General features: G+C 51.3%; 15 protein-coding genes. 8 read left to right on the plus strand and 7 right to left on the minus strand.

Going from position 1 to position 23,932, the window contains the following annotated elements; all coding sequences use genetic code 11:
* Positions 1-21: 21 nt before the first annotated feature.
* Complete coding sequence (locus AABA21_RS24130; protein ID WP_338254220.1) at positions 22-918, minus strand: alpha/beta fold hydrolase; 897 nt, start codon at positions 916-918, stop codon at positions 22-24.
* A 388-nt stretch (positions 919-1,306) separates the two neighbouring features.
* Here AABA21_RS24130 and AABA21_RS24135 point away from each other — a divergent pair, with 388 nt between their 5' ends.
* The 3 genes from AABA21_RS24135 (at position 1,307) to AABA21_RS24145 (ending at position 4,388) form a co-directional block, all read left to right on the plus strand.
* On the plus strand, positions 1,307-2,038 hold the full coding sequence (locus AABA21_RS24135) for a hypothetical protein (RefSeq protein WP_338254222.1): 732 nt from the start codon (positions 1,307-1,309) through the stop codon (positions 2,036-2,038).
* A 14-nt stretch (positions 2,039-2,052) separates the two neighbouring features.
* Entirely contained in the window at positions 2,053-3,174 is a 1,122-nt protein-coding gene (locus tag AABA21_RS24140) for an aminotransferase class I/II-fold pyridoxal phosphate-dependent enzyme (RefSeq protein ID WP_338254223.1), read from the plus strand.
* Positions 3,175-3,518: 344 nt separating this feature from the next.
* Complete coding sequence (locus AABA21_RS24145) at positions 3,519-4,388, plus strand: IS982 family transposase (protein WP_338254225.1); 870 nt, start codon at positions 3,519-3,521, stop codon at positions 4,386-4,388.
* Positions 4,389-4,793: 405 nt separating this feature from the next.
* Here the strand turns inward: AABA21_RS24145 and AABA21_RS24150 are convergent, their stop codons facing one another.
* A complete protein-coding gene (locus AABA21_RS24150) occupies positions 4,794-5,036 on the minus strand; it encodes a hypothetical protein (RefSeq protein ID WP_338254226.1) in 243 nt (80 codons plus the stop codon).
* Positions 5,037-5,065: 29 nt separating this feature from the next.
* Entirely contained in the window at positions 5,066-5,815 is a 750-nt protein-coding gene (locus tag AABA21_RS24155) for an SDR family NAD(P)-dependent oxidoreductase (protein ID WP_338254227.1), read from the minus strand.
* 217 nt (positions 5,816-6,032) lie between these two features.
* Here AABA21_RS24155 and AABA21_RS24160 point away from each other — a divergent pair, with 217 nt between their 5' ends.
* The 4 genes from AABA21_RS24160 to tpiA all read left to right on the plus strand — a co-directional run bounded on the left by AABA21_RS24160 (position 6,033) and on the right by tpiA (position 11,441).
* The gene (locus AABA21_RS24160; protein ID WP_338254228.1) at positions 6,033-7,499 is read left to right on the plus strand and encodes a pyridoxal phosphate-dependent aminotransferase; all 1,467 of its coding nucleotides are present in this window, start codon (positions 6,033-6,035) and stop codon (positions 7,497-7,499) included.
* A gap of 569 nt (positions 7,500-8,068) precedes the next feature.
* The gene (gap, locus tag AABA21_RS24165; RefSeq protein WP_338254229.1) at positions 8,069-9,082 is read left to right on the plus strand and encodes a type I glyceraldehyde-3-phosphate dehydrogenase; all 1,014 of its coding nucleotides are present in this window, start codon (positions 8,069-8,071) and stop codon (positions 9,080-9,082) included.
* Positions 9,083-9,184: 102 nt separating this feature from the next.
* Positions 9,185-10,378, plus strand: a complete 1,194-nt coding sequence (locus AABA21_RS24170) for a phosphoglycerate kinase (protein WP_338254231.1) — start codon at positions 9,185-9,187, stop codon at positions 10,376-10,378.
* Positions 10,379-10,646: 268 nt separating this feature from the next.
* A complete protein-coding gene (tpiA, locus tag AABA21_RS24175) occupies positions 10,647-11,441 on the plus strand; it encodes a triose-phosphate isomerase (protein WP_338254232.1) in 795 nt (264 codons plus the stop codon).
* 1,029 nt (positions 11,442-12,470) lie between these two features.
* Here tpiA and rpoD read toward each other — a convergent pair.
* From rpoD to AABA21_RS24190, 3 genes are all read right to left on the minus strand, one after another.
* The gene (gene rpoD, locus AABA21_RS24180) at positions 12,471-13,769 is read right to left on the minus strand and encodes an RNA polymerase sigma factor RpoD (RefSeq protein WP_338254235.1); all 1,299 of its coding nucleotides are present in this window, start codon (positions 13,767-13,769) and stop codon (positions 12,471-12,473) included.
* Positions 13,770-13,938: 169 nt separating this feature from the next.
* Entirely contained in the window at positions 13,939-16,014 is a 2,076-nt protein-coding gene (gene dnaG, locus AABA21_RS24185) for a DNA primase (protein WP_338254237.1), read from the minus strand.
* A 2,046-nt stretch (positions 16,015-18,060) separates the two neighbouring features.
* On the minus strand, positions 18,061-20,442 hold the full coding sequence (locus AABA21_RS24190; protein ID WP_338254238.1) for an amylo-alpha-1,6-glucosidase: 2,382 nt from the start codon (positions 20,440-20,442) through the stop codon (positions 18,061-18,063).
* Positions 20,443-21,401: 959 nt separating this feature from the next.
* Between AABA21_RS24190 and AABA21_RS24195 the strand changes: the two genes are divergently transcribed.
* Positions 21,402-22,337 carry an ABC transporter substrate-binding protein gene (locus AABA21_RS24195; RefSeq protein ID WP_338254239.1) on the plus strand — a complete coding sequence of 312 codons (936 nt, stop codon included), beginning with the start codon at positions 21,402-21,404 and terminating at the stop codon, positions 22,335-22,337.
* A 415-nt stretch (positions 22,338-22,752) separates the two neighbouring features.
* Here AABA21_RS24195 and AABA21_RS24200 read toward each other — a convergent pair whose 3' ends face one another.
* The gene (locus tag AABA21_RS24200) at positions 22,753-23,391 is read right to left on the minus strand and encodes an HD-GYP domain-containing protein (protein WP_338254240.1); all 639 of its coding nucleotides are present in this window, start codon (positions 23,389-23,391) and stop codon (positions 22,753-22,755) included.
* Positions 23,392-23,932: the final 541 nt, after the last annotated feature.

Here is a 23,932-nt window from a genome sequence, read left to right on the forward strand (position 1 = left end):
GTTTCTCATTGGAGGGGACGCCTACGTACCCTCAATAAAACGAGGGTAAGACCTATTCTGAGAAAAGAATGTCTTCAGATCTTTCGCTATGCGTTCCGGCCCCGTCTGACTGGGCAATCTGTGATTTGGCGCGCTATGATCGTAATCTGGATACTCGATCCATCTGGCTCGTGGCAATGTGTGATTGAGAGAATCCAGAATATCATGCAGAAACTGTGGACTTTTCGCGCCACCCAATAAGAGAACATCTTTATCAAGATGGGCAAAGGTTTCAAGGCTGCCATCCATCTCCTTTACCAGCAAGCCATCAAAACGCTGAGTGGGGATAAGTGCTTCTAAAGAGACATCACCTGGCGAAAGCGTCTTTTTATCCCTCTTGATATACCAGTTAAAGAGGAAAATCAGCAACCAGCGCGGCAGACGAGTGAGGTGATCATCCTTGAGAAAAGTAGTCATTGCCGCAGCTGATTTGCCCTTCGCGATCTCACGATCAAACTTCGGTATCCAGCCGGTGGAGATAGAACCATGCGTCGAAAGCGGTGGCTCATAAATAGCTACCTTATACACATCTGGCACAGTGAGTGCCGCCTGCAAAGTAACCAGCGCGCTGGAACTATGACCGAACACAAAGTGCGCGCCTGTCTTCTTAATAAGAGCATCCACATCCTCACACTCGCGCGCCATACAATAGTCATCCCCATGCGGTCCGCTCAGTCCACGTCCCCGCCGATCTACTACATACACAGTAAAAGTATCCACCAGCGCCGCCGCCAGCCGCATACAATGTTGCGCCGCCTGCGTCCCCGCAGGCAAAATAAGAAGACCAGGACCAGCATCGCCAACCTGGCGATACCCAATCGTCGTACCATCCAGAGATGTAGTCGAACCAGTCACGTACGGTATTGGTGAACCACTCATGCCTCACCCCTTTCATCTCTTGTTATCATACCTCCTTTATTCTAACCATTAATCCCATCCTTAATCAAGAATTTGTAAATCTCTCTTGCAACTCATCTATCCACACATCCAATGTTTCACGTGAAACATACATATCGCAGCAGGTATAATCCAAAATGTTGCCCACAGGAAAGTAAAAAGAAGAGACAATGCATCCCCAAAATCCCAAAACGCCCCACCAACGAGGACGTCCCTTTTTTCGGATGCCTGTGTATGCATGTCGAGATATTCCGCGACCAATAAAGCTACTTACAATGTTTCACGTGAAACATTGTAAGTAGCTTTAACCATTGAAAGAAATGTTAAGATAGATGTCAGTGCTAACATGTAAAGGATAGAGTAAAAAGGAATGCATACAAATTATTTGCAACTGGCCGTAAACAACAATGCCATCTGGTGCGAGACCGTCTGCCGCTCACACAATATACCAGGAGAATTCCACGAAACCTTCTGGATGATCAAACATCAGGCACCTACTTACTATCCCAATCTGATAACCCTTTCACCGGCCGAAAACCTTGATCTGCATCAAGACCCGCTGGCGGCATTTCTCTCGGAGCAGAATGATTACACGATCTCTATCAAAGACAGCTTTGCCGACCTGGATCTTGATCCGTTCGGATTTCACTCGCTGTTCGAAGCACAGTGGATCATTCTTCGATCTGACTCCATGACAGTTCCCAACCAACCATCCACAGAACTCGCATGGAAAAGAATCACCGAGGAAAAAGAACTTCTTGGCTGGGAGACAGCCTGGTCTCAAACAGAACTCACGCAGAACCACATTTTCCAGGCCCCGCTCTTACATGATGCAAACATCTGCATCATGGCAGCCTATCAGGATAACCATATCGTTGCGGGAGCCATCGCTAATAAGACACCTGGTGTCGTTGGCGTCTCTAACGTTTTTACGCCTGAGCAGGATGCGGAACAATACTGGCAAGGCTTGCTTGCACTGATCTCTAACCAGCATCCTGGCCTTCCGATCGTTGGCTATGAGCAGGATGAAAGTCTTGCGCTGGCGATACGCGTCGGCTTTACCATTCTCGGACCATTGCGCGTCTGGCTCAAAGATGAATAAGGATATCAAGAACAATGCACATTCCTGATTTTAAATTGGAGCGCTACTTCGCTCGCTGGGAGTTTGTCGCTCCCTATATGCTGTCCAGCTCTGATGTCGATGGCTACCAGATGAACGATCTGCTGGCACTGGCGGACCCCGAGTGCCGCGAGCTATGGCAGAATCTGTCATTGGGATATACCGAGAGCGCGGGTCATCCGTTGCTACGACAGCAGATTGCCCGTCTCTATCAACAGCTCACCCCCGAAAACGTTTTGACGTTCTCCGGCGGCGAGGAAGCAATCTTTGCCCTCACCAATGTGCTGCTCCAGCAAGGCGATCATGCGCTAGTAACCTGGCCCGGCTATCAATCCCTCTATAGCATCGCCCAGGCTACCGGTGCCGATGTCACCCTGTTAGAATTGCGAGAAGAGCAGGAATGGCAGCTCGATATGGCTACCCTGCGTAAAGCGCTACGCCCCAATACTCGCCTCATCGTCATCAACTTCCCCCACAATCCCACCGGAGCCCACCTGGATCGCCAGACACTCGATGAGGTAGTAGCAATCGCCCAGGAGGCGAACGCCTATCTGTTCTCCGATGAGTCATACCGCTTCCTCGAATACCAGCCCGAACAAACGTTGCCTGGCGCCGCCGATCTCTCGCACCAGGCCATCTCCCTGGGCGTGATGTCAAAGTCTTTCGCGCTGGCCGGATTGCGCATCGGCTGGCTGGCAACGCAGGACACAACTCTCTTGCAAAGAATAGCGGCCTTCAAAGATTATCTCTCCATCTGCAATAGCGCCCCCAGCGAAATCCTGGCCCTGATCGCCCTTCGTGCCCACTCCCAGATTATCACGCGCAGCCTGGACATCATCCAATCAAATAGACAGCACCTGGACCGCTTCTTCAACCAGTGGTCGGACACCTTTTCCTGGCATTCACCCCAGGCAGGTAGCATCGCCTTTCCACGTCTGCGCACCAACCAGCCCATCGCCGAATTCGCCCAACAACTGGTACAAAAAGAAGGTGTCATGCTCCTACCCGGAACCGTCTATGATCACCCCGGCAACAACTTCCGCATCGGCCTCGGACGCAAAAACATGCCCGAAGCCCTGAGCAAAGTAGAGCACTTCCTCACAAAAAATCGGACCTAGCTCTCACCCCCATAAGTTCGGACCTCACGTCCGATTACCCACGCCATCCACAAATCTATGTTTCACGTGAAACGTCATACTCGCACAACGTTTCACGTGAAACATCCTCACCCTCCTCATAAGTTCAGACCTCGCGTCCGCTTATTCACGCCATCCACAAATCCAATGTTTCACGTGAAACATCACTCTCCAATTTCTCTCCCCAGCGTCTATTCGCATCCCCCCTCAAGGACAAACTAAAGAAAGCTTAAGAAACGTGAGTTCTGGATAAACAGATCCCACTCCGATGAATTAGAATAGAAACAAAACAAACACCATCTATTCACCATCGGAGGGATCTGACAATGAGTTTACTCGAATTGTTCTGTGATGTCGACGATTTTATGCTCACCTTTACACCGCAGTGGGAAAACAGTCAGATGCAAGCTGGCAAGCGCCGAAAGCGTGCAGGCCATCTGTGCCCAAGCGAGGTGATGACGATTTTGATTCATTTTCATCAGTCGCACTATCGAACATTCAAGGCCTACTACACCGAACATGTACAGGTGCATCTGACCAAGGAGTTTCCACATCTGGTGAGCTATGCGCGCTTTGTGGCCCTGATGCCATCGATGATGATTCCCTTGCTGGCGTATTTGCACAGCCGCTATGGAGCCTGTACAGGCATCAGCTTTATTGATGCGACATCTTTGGTCGTATGTGATCCCAAACGGATCCATCAACACCGTGTCTTTGCTGTTGACGCCAAGCGGGGTAAGACCAGCATGGGATGGTTCTTTGGTTTCAAGCTACACCTGGCGGTCAATGATCGAGGCGAGCTGCTGGCATGTTGTCTGACGCCAGGCAACGTCGATGATCGAACGCCGGTTGCCCAGATGGTCAAACACTTGCATGGCAAGCTCTTTGGTGATCGCGGATACATTTCTGCTCCTTTGAGCCAGTTGCTCTTTAAGCAGGGACTCCAGCTCATCACCAAGCTGCGCAAGAACATGAAGAACCATCTCATGCACATTTCGGACAAACTGCTGTTGCGCAAACGGGCTGTCATTGAGTCGATCATTGACCAGCTCAAGAACATTTCGCAGATTGAGCATTCTCGCCATCGCAGCCCGGTCAATTTTGTCGTGCATTTGATTGCTGGGTTGCTTGCTTACAGCCATCAGGGCAAAAAGCAGGGTCTGCATCTCGATGAGCGCGCTTTGCTGGCCGCTTGATTGGTCTACCTTAAACAGAACTCACGTTAAGAAGGGCAAAACACAGACAAAAAAATACCTCAACCCGGTCTAGGAGCCGATTCATTAGCCCAAATAAAGAACTAAAGAGCTTAAGAAGGTTAAAGTACCATTGACACAGTTTTACTCCCCTTTATGATCTGGCAAAGAAAGAAAATTGAGAAATTTAGTGCATAAGAAGGTAAAGGTACCGTAAATTCTTAAATTCGGCGATAATTCATTTCCTTGCCACCAGACAAAGCGGCAAAAACACGAGCCCTCATCGAAAAACGAAAAGCCCCCAAAAATTGAAACGCCCCCCCAACATGAAACGCCATGTAGGGTCGACCTTCAACGGTCGACCGGGCTGCCAGCGCCAGCGACGGCAGCCCACGTACCCCCACCACCTCACTTTCCCTGTCTTACACGCTCGCCAACGTCGTTCCCACCCGCAACGTTGCGCAGGCGTACCCAAAAGCGAACGTTCCTTACCGGGTACCACGTGGGGCGGGCACGTGGGCCGCAATCGCTGTCGCTCGCGGCCCGGTCGACCGTTGAAGGTCGATCCCACATGTGCGTTTCTCGTTGGTAGAGCGTTTCGGGTTTCTCGTTGGAGGAGACATTGACGATATTCTTGCCGCAATGTTTCACGTGAAACATCCATCCAAAAAACCACCCACCTAACGCATAATCTCACCGCCATTAACCAGCAAAGTCTGACCAGTCATAAAGGAAGATGCCGCTGAGGCCAGAAAGAAGGCCGTCTGCAGGATGTCGTCGGGCGTTCCCCAGCGTTTCATGGGGATGTCCTGTACCGCCTTTTGTTGCGTCTCTTCAGATAGCGTCTGAGACCATTCGTTTTCAATACGTCCAGGGGCGATGCAGTTGACGCGAACATGAGGAGCGAACTCGGTAGCCAGGCAGCGCGTCAGCGACATAATGGCCCCCTTGCTGATAGCATACATCTGATTGGGCAGACCCGGCGCTCCATCCAATGCGCGATCCCATCCGGTTGTGATAATAGAGCCTCCCTCGCGCATATATGGCTGCACCTCCCGGCAGCAGCGCCAGGTTCCCATGATGTCGACACCCACCATGCGCTCAAATATCTCAATCTCGCTCATCCCCCTGGTCTCCGCGCTATTGGCGCTGGCACCGGCATTGTTGATCCAGACATCGATCATTCCTAGCACCCGGTGGGCGTAGTGTACCAGCTGCGCGGCTTCCTCCGGCTTGCGCAAATCCGCCTGGTAGAGAAATACTTTTCCTCCCCTCTCTTCAATCTGCCGCTGAACCTCTTCGGCTCCCTGCTTCGACTGGGAATAATGCGCGAGAATGGTCGCTCCCTGTTCCGCAAATCCCAGCGCCAGCCGCTTCCCAATGCTGCGACCGGCCCCGGTGATCACCACGTTTTTATTCTCAAATAACATCTGCGCTCCTTGTATCAACATTTATTGTCCAACTCTTGAGTTTATTCTTCCATATCTATCGTCTACATTTATACCACTTGCCACACACCTTTTCGCCACCCTGGATTGGTGCTACACTAGTAACGTCAAGCCGATCAATGCTGATCGGCAACCTTCACGTGAGATGTTTGCACTATGTGGAGTGCGAGGCCGCACATATGAAAGGAGTACCCCGTCCGTGAGCCAATATACCTCTGCTTTAAATTCTTCGGATCCTTCAATACCATCCAGGTTGTCGGACGATGAGCAGCGCACACTTCTGCGCCAGCTCCGTAGCGAGATTATCGAGCGCCACCGTCCGCATATTAGCGAAGGGGCAGGACCCATTCGCGTTATGGCCCGTATCGTTGCCGAACTGGAGCAGACCTGCCGCCAGCATAATATAGATGATCAGATTATTCGCGCCGAGGTGGTCAATCGCACAATCGGTGATATCGACCTGCGCCAGGCGGTAGAGTGCGAGGGCGAGGAGGGCGGCCCGGAAGATTATCGCATCCTCGCCGATGAATTAGGCATCGCCTTGCCCGGAGAGGAACTCTATCACTATACCGCTACCGGAGAGACCTACTACTGGCTGCGCGATCAGATGCTCGAGTGCGAGCGCCTCTTGCTTAGTCAGGGCTTTGATCCACGAGTCTATGATATCTATGGCATCGGCAATCCTGTTCTGCGCGGCTGGCTGGCCCAGGAGATGGGACGTTGGGGCATCGAGGTGACCCATCAGAATGTCCACCTCAGCCTGGGGGCTATGGATGGCATCGACAACGTCCTGCGTGGCGTGGCCCATATCTATCGTACACGGCAGGTGGAGCAGGTAGGCATTTTGTTCCCTGAACCCGGCTTTGGCGTCCCTGAGTGGCAGGCCCTTAGCTATGGCTATCAGATCCACCGCTACAAGACCTCCGCCGAACATCGCTTCAAACTGACCGGGGCTCAGCTGGAACAGATCCTCGCCGAGCATCCAGATATCCACGTCTTCTATCTGACCATCACCAATAATCCAACCGCGTTCGCCTATTCACAGGCCGAGCTGGAGGATCTGCACGCCGTACTCGGTAGTTTCCGCGCTAAGGGCAGAGAGATCCTGATGCTGGCCGACCTCGCGTATATCGGTACAGGAAAGCCCGAAGAAGATCAGGCGCGCATGGCGACCTTTATCAATCCAGAAGTGTTGCAGCATACTATCTTTGTCAGTAGCTTCTCCAAGACGCATACCCTGACCGGCGAGCGCTTCGGCTGGGTCACCTGCGGCGACCCCAATATCGCAGCCGGTATCGCGGTCAGCTGGAGCAATGGCCTGGCGGCCCTGCCGGGTGAGTGGCAGCTACGCTTCATGGCCTACTATCGCCTCCTGCAAACTCGTCCCTGGCTCGGCGAGAAGCTGCGCCGCTTCTATCGCCTGCGCCGTACACAACTGGTCAAACAGTTACAAGAGATCAACGAAGAGCTCCATCTCTTCGAGCAGATTTATATAGATGATGACGCCACAGTCTACAACTGGAGCAAGCTCAACGAAGGAATAGATGCCTTCGCGCTCTTTGAGAAGACCGGCATTGCTGGCGTCCCCGGCTCGGGCTTTGGCTACGATGATGAGTATATTCGCTTCTCCATCGGTGTCATCCCCATCATCCGCGGCGACCTTTAGAGAGTTGTCTGAATAGTGGTGCACTAGCGGCGCGGATGCGCCGCTAGTGCACCACTATTCAAATATAAATGCGGCCGCGCGTGTGGGGGCGCTCACGCTTGCCAACACGATATGAGAACTCGTGTTCTCCTATATAGTTACTTTACACACAACGCTAGAAACACTTCTATTCTTCTTGCCTATTAAACTTCCGCTCAGATATATTGCCAGTTTCGTTTGCAAGTGATAACCTTACACATAAGGAAATGAAGGTAACGGCACTCTATTTGGGTGGATCCCCCAGGTAACATGGAACTGTGTCGATCAACCATCATTACTGTATTTCAACGCCGAAATGCAATAACCTTTATCTCTACATAGTTTGGCAGGTAGATAGTTTCTACACAAACAAAGCGTGACCTTTTCGTGACACGTGAACGTGTTTCAGTGCTGCAACCGTAACATGTTGACGGCAAACTATGGGTAAAACGACAGATGAGATGAAGAAGATCACTCAGGGGTAAGCGATAGAATCTGCCCAGGAGCAAATTGCACAACAAGGGTACAACAATAACTAAGGAGAAAAAGCTATGCCAACCCGTATAGGTATCAATGGCTTCGGACGCATCGGGCGTCAGTCTCTCAAAGCAATCCTTGATAATCACTCTAGCGAATTAGAGGTTGTCGCAGTTAACGATCTCACCGATACACATACCAATGCCCATCTTTTAAAATATGATTCCACGTACGGCCGTTTCCCCGGCGAGGTTGAAGCCACTGAGGATACCCTGATCGTAAACGGGCATTCCATCAAAGTTATTGCTCAAAGAGATCCCGCGCAGATCCCCTGGGGCGACCTGGGTGTCGAACTGGTGATCGAGTCGACCGGCCTCTTTACCGATGCATCCAAGGCTTCCGCTCATCTGCAGGGTGGCGCGAAAAAGGTCATTATCTCTGCCCCCGCTAAAGGCGAGGATCTCACCGTCGTTCTTGGTGTGAACGAAAATATGTATGATCCCGCCAAACACAACATTATTTCCAACGCATCCTGCACCACGAACTGCCTGGCTCCCGCGGCCAAGGTTCTCAATGATACGTTCGGTATTGAGCGCGGTATGATGAATACCATCCACTCCTACACCAACGACCAGCGTATCCTTGACCAGGTGCATAAAGATCTGCGCCGCGCGCGTGCCGCCGGCAGCAATATCATCCCGACGACGACCGGCGCCGCACGCGCCCTGGCTCTGGTCATCCCTGAGCTGAAAGGTCGCTTCGATGGTATGTCTCTGCGCGTGCCAACCGTGACGGTGTCGGTCGTCGATTTCGTGGCCACTCTCAATAAAGAGACCTCGGTAGAGGCAATCAACAATGCCTTCAAAGAGGCGGCCGCCGGTTCGCTGAAGGGCATCCTGAGCTATACCGAGGAGCCTCTGGTTTCGACCGATTTCCGTGGCGATGCTCATTCGTCTATCGTCGATGGTCTTTCCACCATGGTCATGGGTGGCAATATGGTGAAGGTTCTGGCCTGGTACGACAATGAATGGGGTTATTCTAACCGCGTTTCCGACCTGGCTGCCTTTATCGCCTCCAAAGGATTCTAGTCTCGCAGGTTCTGATGGCGTATGTTATATCTCTATGGTGTAACTGCGCCATTTTATATGCCAGTTTCCCTTTTGGGCTCTGGCTAGCAATAGGATAAAGCGATGAACAAAAAGACTATTCGGGATATCGATGTGGTGGGCAAGCGCGTCCTGGTCCGCGTCGATTTTAATGTCCCCCTGGATGCTTCCCAACATATTACCGATGATATCCGCATCGTTTCCGCCCTGCCCACCATCAACTACCTGCTCGATAATGGCGCCGCCGTCATCCTGATGTCCCACCTGGGCCGCCCCAAAGGCCAGGCGGTCGATACGATGCGCCTGGCACCTGTAGCGGCTCGCCTGTCAGAACTGCTTCAACGACCAGTGGTTACGAGCAACGACTCCATCGGCCCGGAGGCCGAAGAGAAAGCCCAGGCGCTGCGCCCGGGGCAGGTACTGCTGTTAGAAAATCTGCGCTTCCACAAAGAAGAGGAAAAGAACGATCCAGAGTTCGCTCGCCAGCTGGCCTCGCTCGGCGATCTCTATGTGAATGATGCCTTCGGTACCGCCCACCGCGCCCATGCCTCGACTGAGGGCGTGACCCATTATCTCCCAGGCGTCTCCGGCTTCTTGGTGGAGAAAGAGCTTAATTTCCTGGGCAGCGCGCTGGAGAATCCTCGCCGTCCCTTCGCGGCCATCGTCGGCGGCGCCAAAGTCTCCGATAAGATCGCGGTACTTGAACGCCTGATTACGCTGGCGGACAGCATCCTGATCGGCGGCGGCATGGCCAATACCTTCCTCAAAGCCCAGGGACTGGAGATCGGAGATTCTCTGTTCGAGGAGGCGAAGGTAGATGAGGCGAAGGCGTTGATCGCCCAGGCGGAGAAGCTTGGCAAAAAGTTTATCCTGCCTCCGGATGTGGTGATCGCCGATCGCTTCGCCGCCGACGCGGACCATAAAGTGGTCGCCGCGCAGGCCGTGCCACAGGGATGGCGCATCCTGGATATCGGACCCGCTACGGTTGAGACGTTCCGCCAGGCCCTGGCTGCAGCCCAGACGATTGTGTGGAATGGTACGCTGGGCGTGGCTGAGATGCCAGCCTTCGCGAAAGGCACCAACGCGGTAATCGACATCCTGATTGAGCGCGCCCAACAGGGTGCGACCACCATTATCGGCGGCGGCGATTCAGCGGCGGCCGTGGAACAGGCGGGAGCCGCCAGCAAGATGACGCACGTCTCCACCGGCGGCGGCGCCTCGCTGGAGTTCCTGGAGGGCCGCGTCCTCCCCGGTGTAGCAGCTCTGCAAGATGCCTGAGCACAAAAATGGTACAATGAATGTGCACCCTTCATGGGCGCCATAGATGCGCCCCTCGCGGGCGCTTACCGTAGGTACGCCCCTCGTGGGCAATCCCTTCAACATTAGAACATGCAACAAGAAAAATAATGAGAGTACGTGCGGGGCTTGCCCCCGCTTTCCTTCTTCGCCGCTCGAAAATGCAACAAGTATATCTTTCCTTTCGCGAGCAAACAAAGCGGAGGCAAGCAAAGCGGGGGCAAGCCCCGCACGTACTAAGGAGCATTATATGGCAACTTCTCGTACTGCGATCATCGCAGGCAACTGGAAAATGAATCTAGGACCCCAGCAGGCCTCAAGCTTTGCCCGCGAGATTCTTCCCGCGCTGGGAGATATTATCCGCCACAATTCATCCCTGATGAGCATCCTCTGTCCTCCCTCGATCTCTCTGGCATCTGTCCATAAAGTCATGGAAGCGATGCCGACCCCTGGTGTCGAGTTGGGAGCCCAGAATATGTACTATGAGGATAAGGGAGCCTTCACCGGCGAGATCGCGCCGGGCATGCTTAAAGAGCTCTGTACCACGGTGATCCTGGGCCATTCTGAACGCCGTACCTACTTCGGCGAGAATGATGAACTGGTGAATAAGAAAACGCTGGCCGCCTTTGCCTATGGCCTGCGACCCATCGTCTGTGTGGGAGAGAACACAGATCAATACGAGTCCGGAGAAACGCAGTCCGTAATCAAAACCCAGATCCAGCAGAGCCTGGCGGGACTCAGCGGTGAGCAGGCGTCCCAGATCGTCATCGCCTATGAGCCAATCTGGGCCATCGGCACTGGCAAAGCTGCCACAGCCAAAGGCGCCGGCGAGGTCATCCACTTTATCCGCCACACCTATGCCAGCATCTATGGGGAGAGTGCGGCCCAGGCCATCCGCATCCTCTACGGCGGTAGCGTCACTTCCGCCAACATCAGCGAATTCATGGCCCACCCCGACATCGACGGGGGATTGATCGGCGGCGCCAGCATCAAACACGACTTCGTCGAAATCGTACGCACCACCGCCGAAACCATCCGCCCATAATCGTAGGTTCGGCCCTTGCAGCCGATTTCTCCTCTCCGCATAAACATGCATCTCACATGCGCTCCCGTGGTCCTCATAAGAAGGTATAAAGCGGGAAGGTGCAGGAGGGGCGGCGAGCCCCTCCTGCCGGGGTTTGGGCGAGCATGCTTCCAGCATGCTCAAGTCCCCAAAAGCTCCTCTTCTCTCTTTCCCCGCCGCAGGCGGGAATACAAAAGAGGATATTATACCCGGTTAAAACGTAAAAGATCATAAGGCCGAACCTACGGGCCGTTTTCGCGTCGGGGAGCGTTTATATTTTACGATCATCTAAGGCATAAACACATCCACAATCATCTATATAATTAACTTTACAATAACTTATTTATATTACTTTTAAGGGAAAATACCATATCAACGCATATGGCATAGCTATTTGATTATTAAAAAATCTCGTTGAGAGCCACGAGAAAACCTCTACGGAGATTTTTACCACTACTGATACTGCTCAAACAAACAGAGCCCTCTGTTGAGGCTATAAACGCGTTTCAGGGCCTTTTAACATTTAGATTACATGAGAGATTCGCAAAATGTATTTTTTTCAGAAGTTATGCACCAATGTGGATAACATGGCAATATGTGGAAAACTTATCCACATAGTGCGTCAGAAAATTATTCCTCTCATGTTACCGATATTGCGAACAGGCGCGTTTTTCGCTACCTTTTTGAGATTTTTATTTTTAAATCCACATTTGCGCTAACGCTTCGGGATTGGCGGAATATCTCTCATCATAACCTGCTAGACATAAATGTGGATAAGTTTTCCACATTCGCCGGGGTTATCCACATTATTTTCCAGGTTATCCACACCTTGTTATCACGCGTATCTCACTCATAAATTCTAAATCGGTGCTTGCTATGCCTTTAAAGCCGCCAGAGTAGCACGTTGATGGCATTAAACACACAAAAAAGTGAGCCGTTTGTTAACGGCTCACTTACTATGTTGATAAGTTATCCACATTCGTGCAAAGTTATGCACATTGACGGTGGATATTAATCCAGGTAATCTTTCAGCTTACGACTGCGGCTAGGATGACGCAATTTACGCAGCGCCTTGGCTTCGATCTGGCGAATGCGTTCGCGCGTGACGTGGAACTCTTTGCCGACCTCTTCCAGGGTGCGGCTGCGTCCGTCATCCAGACCAAAACGAAGCTGCAGAACCTTGCGCTCGCGCTCCGTCAGGCTGTCCAGCACATCTTCCACCTGCTCTTTGAGCAGTTGATGGCTGGCGGCTTCCGCCGGAGCCAGGGCGGTCTGGTCTTCCAGGAAGTCACCCAGGTGGCTGTCGTCTTCTTCACCGATCGGCGTCTCCAGGCTAACAGGCTCCTGGCTAACCTTGATGATCTCACGTACCTTCTCGGCGCTGATCTCCATCTGCTCGGCGATCTCTTCCGAGGTTGGTTCGCGTCCTAGATCTTGCAGCAGCCTGCGGCTGATGCGAATCAGGCGGTTAATGGTTTCAACCATGTGTACCGGAATACGAATGGTGCGGGCCTGGTCGGCAATGGCGCGTGTGATCGCCTGTCTGATCCACCAGGTAGCGTATGTGCTGAACTTGTAGCCCTTGGTGTAATCAAATTTTTCGACAGCGCGAATCAGGCCAATGTTGCCTTCCTGGATCAGATCCAGCAGGTTCATGCCACGGCCGATGTATTTCTTGGCGACGCTCACCACCAGGCGCAAGTTGGCCTCGGTCAAGCGGCGTTGGGCCTCTTCTCCGTCTTCAATATACTTACGATTTGGCTTTACCTTGAGGCGCTCGGCGCGCATGCGCTCCTGCTTGCCTCTCTCCATCAATTGCGCCAGGCGCACTTCCTCTTCAGCATTCAGCAGGGGAACACGGCCGATCTCACGCAGATACATACGCACTGGATCATCCAGGCTGCTCTCGAGGTCGGCTACCACGATTCCCAGGCCGTCTCCAAGCTCATCCCATTTCGGGTCCGCCAGGATTTCAGCGTCCACTTCCGCTACCTCCTCGGGTCCGGGCTCCCAGTCTGCCGGTGGCTCTTTTGTTGGATCCAGGGCTTCCATAGGCTCTTCGTCCTGTAATTTAAACAGGTCAAATTCCTCGCTTTTCTCAGCGGGTACCGTTACGCTTGCCGCTGGAACGTGAGCATGATGACCGACGGAGTCAATATTAAAGACATCTGCCGTATCATTTAACATGGATTCATCCATATCAAAATGTTCAAGATCAAAAACATTATTCAATGGCCCTGTACTGATGGTGCTGACATTTCCATGGTCATTGTGTACTCGATCCATTACTTCTTGGTCCCGATTCACCATTCTGGCATCCCCCTTCAGAAAACAGGCCTAATATAATAAACAATAAATGATGACAATTCCTGTTTTCTGGTCCGATTTGGTAAAAAATGATTTTTTCATTGCCGACCCCTTAAAAATAGATCGCGGCTCTGATAAGCTTCCTGATTGCGTTTCACAGCAGTTGCTCTACTTACCCCTGTAGCCGTGTGGCGGTGTCGAGTGTTCGTAGCTGCCGTTGTATTGTGACAAATTGCTGCTGGATCTGGCCAACGGCAGCTTTATCGCCAGCTGCGGCGGCCTCTTGCAAAAGAAATTTTAATTCTGTATTTAATTGTAACAATCGCTTCTTTTTGAGACGAGTCGCGCACTGGACGGCTTCTTTTACCAGCACGCCTGCGTCCTGTGGAGACATCGCTTTAACGCTCTCAAGAACCCTGGCGACCGCAGACATCAGTGCCGAGGGCACAAATTGTTCTAAGGATTGATATGAAGGGGAAGATTCACGTTGATACACAGAGTTGAGTAAGTGGTACAACTCCCGCGTGTCTGTCCCAGCGAAGTCACCTTCGTTAATTATAACACACACATGCGGAAATAAGCCTGGATTTTGCACGAGTAGCCCAATAAGGTAGTCCTCCCATTTTAACGTACTCCGCTCATTTCTGTCAAGCCCAATCCGTTCCTTGCTAACGTTGCTTTTTGTGTTATCTTTTTCAGGTTCTGTGCGCCTGACCGAAGACTCTCGATCTTCTTCAGTTCGCTCTTTTTGCTGCGCTCTTTCAACCTCGGGTGTCTTTCCACTGAAATTGGCGGTGATACCCGTGGATTTCTGACTCCGTATGGTGCGCTGCAGCTCGTCATAGAGACTGCGTTCGTCAATACTGATCATACCGGCCAGCTTGCGTATGTATGCGTCCCTCTTGATGCGGTCGCTGATCATGGCGATCACCGGTAGCAGCCTTTTGGCCGCTTCGGTCTTTCCTGCTGGCTCCCGTAAATTGAGATCCTCTGTCTTGACAACGAAATAGTAGTCGATAAGTGACAGTGGATGGTTGACGGCGTAAAACCAGGTGGAAAAATCTCGCCTGATTACTTCGTCTGGATCCTCTCCTGGCGGGAGCTGCAGGACATTAATTTCGGCGTCGACTTGCTCTTCTAGCCGGATGATGCCGCGTGTCTGCTGCTTCGAGCCTTTCTGGCCTTTTTGGCTGTATTGACGTGCCCCACTTCCACCAGCCAGCGGCACCGGTACAACAGTGCGGTCAAATCCTTTGAGCGCTTCTTTGATGCCCTGTTCGGTGGCCGCGCTACCAGCCGCGTCTGGATCAAGGGCCAGTGTAACTTGTTTGGTCAGCTTCTTAAGCTTTTGAATGTGCTTCTCGGTAATTGCGCTACCAATACAGGCGACGGTTTGTTTGGTTCCATACTGGTGAGCAATAACCGCATCTACGTACCCTTCTACTATAACCACCTGCCCAATTTGCTTTATTGCATCTTTCGCCATATCAATGGCGTATAAAACGGTATTTTTCTCAAATAGCATTGTTTGAGGGGAGTTAAGATACTTGGGCTTGCTATCCCCAAGAGCACGACCACCAAATCCGATGACGCGTCCGCGCTCATCCCGAATGGGGAAGATCAAGCGGTTGCGAAAGTAGTCGTAGATGCCGTTGCGCTCTCCGCCAAAGTTGTCGTTCTCGCGCCAGCGGGCCAACCCACCCATTACGAGCTCTTGTTCAGTGTACCCCCGACTCAAAAGATAGCGCGATAAACCGTCCCATTGTTCGCTGGCATAGCCTAGACTGAAAGAGAGAACGGTGTCCGCTGAGATACCACGGCTTTCCACATAAGCACGAGCCCCGGCAGCCTCTTTTGACCTCAGCAGCATCTGATGAAACCAGAGCAGCGCCTCCTCGTTCAACTTACGCAATCGATCCCTGGCCGCGCTGGCCTCACGCTCCTCTTCTGGATCTCCTCCCCGGTGGTCCTCAATCTCTACTCCGGACTTCTCTCCCAGGTAGATCAGCGCCTCGTGGAAATCCAGCCCTTGCTGCTTCTGCACAAAGGAGAAGATGTCGCCACCTTCGTTACAGCCAAAGCAATGCCATGTCTGGCTCTCTTGGAACACATAGAACGAGGGTGTGCGCTCGTTATGAAATGGGCATAATCCCTTATAGGATTTTCCCGATTTCTGTAGAGTAACAACTGTGCTTACCTCATCAACGATATCTGCCTTCGCCTTAATCGTCTCAATTACTGATGTCATGCTTTAATCCCTTAGACAAAGTGGTCTTATCTGTTGCTCATCGCGATGAGTGGGAGTTATCCACCAATATAACGGGCTATCTCTCTAAAAGTCGCGTGTATAGTTATTCCGATCCACAACATCATCATGGATACCTCGATTCATTTTGTGGTCGGAATAAAAGTATATGCACAAATATACGGAAATGTTGAAGGTGATATACCTATTGTACTACTTGTAACGATAGATTCAGGGCTACCATCGCCTCCATAGGACATCTGGGCTTACTTCATCTCTCACTCCATCCTACCAGGCAATCCCACTTCACTTCCCCCTTTTTCTCCCCAGGCAATCCCGCTCCACCAGAGAAAAAATAAAAAATGCGGCCGCGCAAGCGGACGCCCGAGCGGAAGCGCTTATCCTCCCCTTTTTAAAAAGGCCGCCTGGTGGCCCCCCCTCTCTCCATTTTCCGTCCCAGGCAAAAGTTATCCACAGCTCTATACTACTAATATATATTTATTTTTTTAAAAAGATATATAAAACAGTAGTAGTAGGGGATGTGGAAAAGTGGATAACTTTTTTTTTTGACGAATTTTTTGAAATTTTAGCAGTGGCCTGCATCAGCCTCTAGAGCGGCCCCAGACCCACCAAAAAAGTTATCCACACAAGCGCCCAGGCAGGCGAATTTATGTGGATAGAATGTGGATAACATGGGGATAACTTATCCACATAGGGGTAAAAGATGAATAAAGGTTCATAACTTATCCACAGGTTTTTGCGACTTATCCACAGGTTATCCACATTCTATCCACACTTATCCACAGCCCTTTTTTGGGTGGATAAGTTTTCCACATCGAGTGTGGAAAACTTAAAAAAATGTGGATAACCTCTTTTTTATGACAAATTATACATTTTTGGCCGCCTGATATTGAAGTGCGTCTATCAGTAGTTGACAGAATATCTGGCTTTTATTCCGTTCGCTCGCTTATTGATAATCTTCATCACCGTCTCCTTGCTTCATCTGTAGCCATCTACCCCAAAAAGTTATCCACAACAAATGTGGATAACTCTGATGGATGCCAGTAAGCTTGTCCGTATGTGTACCCCAATGTGGATAGAATGTGGATAAGTTTTCCACAGCGAATGTGGAAAACTTATCCAGTTATATCGTGTATTTATCTTTATGACTTCAATGTGGAAAACTTATCCACATTACGTGTGGATAACTCGAACCGTTGTTAGAAAGTTGTGAGGATTCTGTGAAAATTATAACCAGTTTTATAGCTAGTTATGGAAAATGTGGATAGTGTGGAAAACTTATCCACATTACGTGTGGATAACTCGAACCGTTGTTAGAAAGTTGTGAGGATTCTGTAAGTTGTTATATAGCCTGCTATATAACTAATAACTGGCTATATAGCAGGCTATGGAAAATGTGGATAGTGTGGAAAACTTATCCACATTTGATGTGGAAAACTCGAACCGTTGTTAGAAAGCTGTGAGGATCTTGTGATAGCTATATAACTGGTTATATAGGCTGATAGCAAGACTATCAACTAGACATAAAAAATGTGGATAATGTGGATAAGTTTTCCACAAAAAATGTGGAAAACTTTTTGGCGTGTGAAATGTGTGTGAAAATTATAACCAGTTATATAACCAGCTATTGAATTTTGTGAGGAAGTTGTGAGGATTCTGTGAGGTTTGTGGAAAACTCATACTTATAGGAAAAAAGCTTAGAAAATGCGTCTAAATTGAACGTTATTTCATGTTTCAGAGCGTTATATGAGCCGTCCTTCATATCATTATGTCCACCAAAAAAAGACAAGCAAAGGTAAGTTATCCACAAAAGTTATCCACAATCAATGTGGATAACCAACGCAAAATGTGCACAACCCCCCCCAAATGTGCATAACCCCCTCATAGGTGCTGTGCTCGCCCCGGCTTTGCCGCAAAGCGGCCACGTTCCCGCAATAATGCCCAGGTGGTGAGCTCATAAGCGGCTCACCACCTGGGCATTATTGCGGATTTAAAATGAGGATAAAGCAATGCGTTCTTTATATAGCATCAATTGATTCGCGCGCCTGACGCCCTGTAGGATAAGCTCCACCTGGCGAGTCGGTTAGAGGCTCGCAATAGTTCGGCTGTGCTGAGCAGGGATGCGCTCTGCGGTCCCGCGTGTTGTGGATAATCGCCGTCGAAGATGCCTTCACACATGCCAAGTAGTCCCTGGCTATACCTGTCCTGTAGTGGTCCTAGTAGTTGCATGCCTCTCCACCACACCTCCTCCTTGAACGATGGCTTATCTTCCTCTCCTGCTGTACCTTTACTTAGATTTATCATGGCATCCACATAGGGACCCAGGAGCCAGGCCCAGCAGCTGCCCTGGTGGAGGGATCTTTGATGGCTGGAGCCGCGTTCAATGTGCGGATGATAGCCCGGCTCACAAGCCGCCATTGTGCGTAGTCCATACGGCGTGAGTAGATGCCGGGTTATGCAGTCAAAGACCTGCCGCTGCTGAATTGAATTCAGAATGGAATGCGGGAGGGAGAGCGCGAACAGCTGATTGACGCGTAGCGTGGCATCGTTCCCCTCGGGCCCATCAACGACATCATATAAATAGCCCTGCTCGGACTGCCAGAAGCGCTTCTGAATGCTGCGTTTGCAGCGCTCGGCATACTGCTGATAGTAGGCGCCGCTGTTTTCTATATGCCCTATATACTCCAGCCGTTCCGACCAGCCTTGCATGAGTATTAGAGCATGGTACCACAGCGCATTGAGCTCGATTGGTTTGCCGGACCGGGGCGTGACCGGTTGCCCCTCATGATATGCATTCATCCATGTCAGGGCTTTGCCTTCTTTTTCCGCTACGAGCAATCCATCTTTGGAATCAACATGGATGCCGTTGTGGGTTCCTTGCCTGTAGCGATTGATGCATTCCACCAGGCGAGGAAAGACCTCCTCAAGAAACTCATAATGCCCCGTTGCTCGTAGATAGTGGTCGAGCGCGTAAAAGTACCATAGGGCGATGTCGGCGTTGCTATAGCTGTGGTCCGTCAGAGCCTGCCGTGCCGTGGGCAGCCGATCTGGTAGGATGCCTCCGATAAAGTGATCCGCCAGGTCCCCTAAGAATTGATGGGCCTCTACGTAGCGTTCGGTCACCAGTAAAATGCCAGGCAGGGCGATCAGCGCATCCCTTGTTCTGTATTCCTGGGCAAAGTATTCCGCTACCAGAGCTATTCGGGACCGATTCCCTCGCGTGATAAGTCCCGCCTGACTGTCTAAGCTTACTTCCTGGCTGGTGGCTGTGGTATAGTAGCGGGTAATGAAGTGTTCGCTGGCGTAGAGCAATTGCCGCGCGTCGCATTGGTTATCCGCCTGCGACCATGGTGTCGCGCCATTGTATGGCCGATCGGTCCGCTGCTCTGGCCGCAACGTATGCAGCACCCGCTCCATGGTGTGCTGACGCTGCTCTCTGCTTTTCTCGTAGAGAGAGGCGATGGCATCGTGCTGATAGAGCGGCGGTTCCAACTTTTCTGTGCTGGCTACGATGGTGAGCGTATCCTGGCGGCCCGGCCAGAGCAGGACGCGAAAAACCCCTGGCAGATAGAGATCGTCGGTATCAGGCTGCTCCTCCCTGGCGTTACAGCGCCGCAGGAAGTTCCAATACCATACCCCCGTTGGAATAAAGGCAGGCTGATTCTCCTCCTGCCCGGTGGCCAGTAGATGGTATGCTGGCACTGTATCGTCGGTTATGATGGTGCAGCCTGTGACTCCCGCTGGCAACTGCTGATTCCACTGACCCTCTTCGCTTTCCAGTGCCATATCTTCCGTTCTGTGGGTATGAACATGTAGATGTGGCGCCTGCTGACTGCGCTGGGGCCGATCATAAGGACGGTTCGCTGTAAATGGCAACAGGGTCAGAATCAGTGGCTCTTGCCTCTCCTGTTCGGCCTGGCGCCTGGCGTCGGTGTCCAGAGGTTCGGTTCTGCCATTGCGGGTATAGACCGGCTTATCCGGAGACTCCGGTCTCAGCACAGTGTACTGAATATAGGTCGTGTTGAAGCCACGCACCATCCAGATGCGCTTCTCCAGTAGCAGCCCGTCGATACCTCCGAGCCGGTAGGTGAAGATCGGACAACCCTCCTGCAGACGAAATGCTTCCAGATGCACAAAGCCCGCCGGATTGAATATGCCATCCCTGTATTCATTGGTGCCCAGGTAGTAGGTGCGCTGATCAAAGCTAATCTCTTCATCGACTTTCGCGAGCAAAAGTTGTGGTTGTCGTGTACCGGGTAATGATGCTACCAGCAAGCCATGTTGCATACGTGTAAGCACGCCGGCAACCGTTCCTGCCGCGTATCCTCCCAGACCATTTGTCACAAGCCATTCGCGAGAGATGGTCTCATTGAGATCGCAGCAAATGTTGCGGTCAAAGTTGATGGCCATTTTAGACCCTCCAAGCCCCTCAAGCTGATTTTCGCGACTACAAGTGCACAATGGTATACCATTCCATCTGGATGGGCCAGTGGCGGCCGTAGTCAAACGTCATCTCCAGATGTTTTTGGTTGTGTTATTCGGTTGTGATTTGTATCTGACTACTTGATAGTGTAACACAATATCTTCTGATAAACAGCTATTCATATATAATTTTTCGGGCATTTTCTTTTATGAGCGAAAAATTCTTCTTGCCCACCATACATAAAACTCCCGTCTCTGTGATCCCAGAGCTCCAATTAACGTAAGTTCTTAAGAATGTGTTAGACTCTCATCATCATGGGGACACATGAGCGCCCCCATACGCGCGTCCGCTGCGCGGCCGCACTGGTTTTTATGGTGGTGCATGGGGGCGCATCAGCGCCCCCATGCACCACCATAAAAACCAGCTTATGAGCACCGCAGGCGCTCAGCAGTCCCTGGTGCGTCGGTGTGGCAGGGACGCCAAAACCATGTTTATGCTGGTGTGGCAGGGACGCCAAAACCATGTTTATGCTGGTGTGGCAGGGACGCCAAAACCATGTTTATGCTGGTGTGGCAGGGACGCCAAAACCATGTTTATGCTGGTGTGGCAGGGACGCCAAAACCATGTTTATGCTGGTGTGGCAGGGACGCCAAAACCATGTTTATGCTGGTGTGGCAGGGACGCCAAAACCATGTTTATGTTGGTGTGGCAGGAGCGCCAAAACCATGTTTATGTTGGTGTAGTAGGGACGCCAAAACCATATTTATGTTGGTGCAACCGGGGCGCTGATGCGCCCCGGTTGCACCAACATAAAAAAACTAGTGCGGCCGCGCAGCGGACGCGCGTGTGGGGGCGCCCACGCTCGCTAACACAAAGAGAATAAAACACACTCAGGCAGACCCGCCGCCCGCAGGGCGGCATCAAGGGAGAGGAGCTTTCATTTTCCATGGCTTATCCTTGTCTGGGGGGCGGGCGGCGCTATCGGTGTCTGAATGTCTTCCTGTCTGTATGCATGTGCCTGTTGTTTCTGGTGGCCTGTGAGGGCGGATCGGCCTCTCCGACTTTGCTCGCTACGCCATCACCTACCGTGAATCCTGCTCTACATTTGATCTCGGCGCGCGAACTGACCGTTGGAAGCTATCTTAACTATCCTCCACAGGAGTTTATCGATCCTACCTCTAAGCAGCCCGCTGGCTTTGATATCGATTTAATCAGCGCCATCGCGACGAAGATGCATTTGAAGACCCACGTGGCGGCAAATGATTTCTCGTCCCTGATTGATGGTCTGGTGGCGGGCCGCTTTGACGTGGTTATCTCGGCGGTAAGCATTACCCCCGAAGTGCAGAAGCGGGTCAATTTTATCCCCTATTTTCGCGGCGGCAAGTCTTTGCTGGTACTCAAGGGCGATCCTCTGGCGATACATTCCATGACAGACCTGTGTGGTAAGTCGGTGGCCGTGCAGGAACAAACCTCCGAGGGCCGGGAGCTGTCGAGTATGGATAGTGTATGCCATCAAAATGGTCAGGGCGCCGTACACGTGGTGCAGGTGAAGCAATACAATGCGGCATTCCAGTTGCTGCAGAGCCAGCGCGTGGCCGCCGTTTATGAAGATGCTTCTGTGGTCGATTATTCCATCTTGCAGCATCCAGATACTTTGCAGCGCGTCGGCAATATGGTCGGCGTAACGACCGAAGGGATTTTAGTGCGTAACGATGATGTAGCCCTGTCCTCTACCATCAGGTTGTCCCTGCAATCTCTACAACAAAAAGGCTCCTACGCGACCTTGATTCGGAAATGGGGACTCTACAGCGGTGATATTACGGTTCCGGCTAATTATAATATTCAACCTCAGACTACCGACGGCAGCTATTGGACAAAATAAATTGCCTCCACAATGAGGGGCGCATCATATTTTTGCAAAAAGAAAAACGGACATTCGTCCGTAGGTTCGGCCTTTGCGGCCGATTGCCTCTCCACGCACACCCATGTCCACCAAACGCGAGGACCACGGAAACGCATGTGAGATACATGTCCGTACGGCGAGGAGAAATCGGCCGCAAAGGGCAATACTTTCAACTTAAGAAAATGCAGAAATAGAAAGAGAAGCAGTACGTGCGGGGCTTGCCCCCGCTTGCTTCCTCGCTGCTCATACATGCAGGCTTCTGCTGATGCCGAACGTCTTTCTTGTTGCTTTTTCGAGCGGAAAGGGCCAAAGCGGGGGCAAGCCCCGCACGTACTGTGGTCGTGTTTCTTTTTGCCTGCTCTAAAGTTGAAAGTATTGGCCGCAAGGACCGAACCTACGACGAGGATCCGGCGATAAACATGTTGTAGAATCCGGGCTGCCGCAGATTCTTTAATGAAATACCACAGACATGCTGTGTGAGGGTAAAATCTGGCGTGATATCCAATAAGTGCACAAATGCTTGCAGGATGACAGGATCAAAGTTGGTCCCTGACCCTGCCAGGAGCCGCTCGCGCGCTTCATCCGTGGTGAGCGGGTCTTTATATGGACGCTGAGAGGTGAGCACGTCATAGACATCGGCTACGGTCAGTATCCTGGCACTGAATGGTATCTCTTCACCTTTCAATCTTGCCGGATACCCCTGCCCGTTCCAGGACTCATGATGATAGAGCACCGCTTCTACATAGAAAGGGTGTACTTCGTATCCAATTAATATTCTGGCTCCTGTGATCGGGTGCCGCTCCATCTTGAGCCGCTCTTCCCTTGAGAGGGCCGCCGATTTATTTAAAATGTCGTTGCCGATCCAGGTCTTGCCCAGATCGTGAACCAGCGCGGCCAGAGCCAGATCCCTTGCTTCTCTTCGACTCCAGCCAAGGTAGCGCGCCAGCCGCTGGGCATAAACCGCTACCCGGCGCGAGTGATCATAGGTGACGATGTCACGCTCCTGGATACTCTGGGCCAATGAGAGGAGCACTTTTCTCGTTTCTTTGTCTCTCTCTAAATGTGATAAATACTTTACTGCCACCACTCTGCTCTCCCACATATCTAATGGAACTTGATAGCTTCCAGGCTACCAATAACGAATACGAATAAATTGCTCTAAGATAAAGCGAATAATACCAATTGGCTATCACCGATCGACTTTTGGCTCTGTTGGTATATCCCGATCGCTGGCTGCCTTTTATGTTATGTTTTTTCTCGCTGTATTTTGGTGGGTCGTTATCATATTAATATTTCATTTTTCATACTGTCCACGACAAAGGAGGAATAAGTACTTTTGTATTGCTTTGCACCCCTTCTTTTATTCCCCAAATAGTCCCTCTTACTATCATGATTCGTTTTTAATCTTCTGCTTTTGTGATAGACTCACTTTGAGAAAAGAGTACTAGCAAAAAGCAGTGTTCACATATAATAACAGCATAATAGTGAATGCTGACTGATTATTTCCGGCCGACCGGGCTATCTTCGACCTGCTCAGGTCAGAGATCTGAATAAAGCCCGGCAGCGTTTGTCAG

This window comes from Dictyobacter halimunensis (genome assembly GCF_036245075.1).